At 69.7% G+C, this 699-nt stretch carries 1 protein-coding gene; it reads right to left on the reverse strand.

Annotated features, from left to right (window positions below; translation table 11 throughout):
• Positions 1–694 (reverse strand): cupin domain-containing protein (locus tag ARC23_RS00665; RefSeq protein ID WP_160321644.1); only part of this gene is annotated, 694 nt, incomplete at its 3' end.
• Positions 695–699 lie beyond the last annotated feature (5 nt).

Consider the following 699-nt stretch of genomic DNA (forward strand, 5'->3'; position numbering starts at 1 on the left):
ACGGCGCACGCATGCCGAACGAGAAGGTCAGGCAGGGGTCTTCGGCGACGCCGTGGTGCGGCACGTTCGGCGGCAGGTACAGCATGTCGCCCGGCGCCAGCACCCAGTCGTGGGTGGGCTTGAACACCTGCAGCAGCTTCAGTTCCACATCCGGACGGAAGCCCAGCGGCGGGCGCTTGCCCTTGATCGATTCGCTGGCGTCGATCTGCCAGCGACGGTGGCCGTGGGCCTGCAGCAGGAACACGTCGTACTGGTCGACGTGGGCGCCGACCGAGCCGCCGGTGGCGGCGAAGCTGATCATCACGTCATCCATGCGCCAGCGCGGCAGGAAACGGAAGTGCTCGATCAGGGCGCGCACGTCCGGGTCCCACTTGTCCACGTCCTGCACCAGCAGGGTCCAGTCGTGGTCGGGCAGGGCGGGGAAGATGTCTTCCTGGAACGGGCCGCTGCGCACGCGCCAGCTGTCCTGGGCCTTGTCGTGCTCGATCAGGCGCGCCAGCACGCCTTCCTCGCAGGCCAGGCCGGCCAGGTCTTCCGGCTGCACCGGGGTCTGGAAGTCGGTGAAGGCATTGCGGATCAGCAGCGGGCGCTTCTGCCAGAAATCGCGCAGGAAGGCGGCCGGGGCCATGCCCAGCGGCTGGCCGGGGCGGGCGGTGACTTCGATGAGAGGGGCGGAGGGCTTGCGGGCGGCCATGGGGG

Source organism: Stenotrophomonas beteli (assembly GCF_001431665.1).
GTDB classification, from domain to species: Bacteria; Pseudomonadota; Gammaproteobacteria; order Xanthomonadales; family Xanthomonadaceae; genus Stenotrophomonas; species Stenotrophomonas beteli.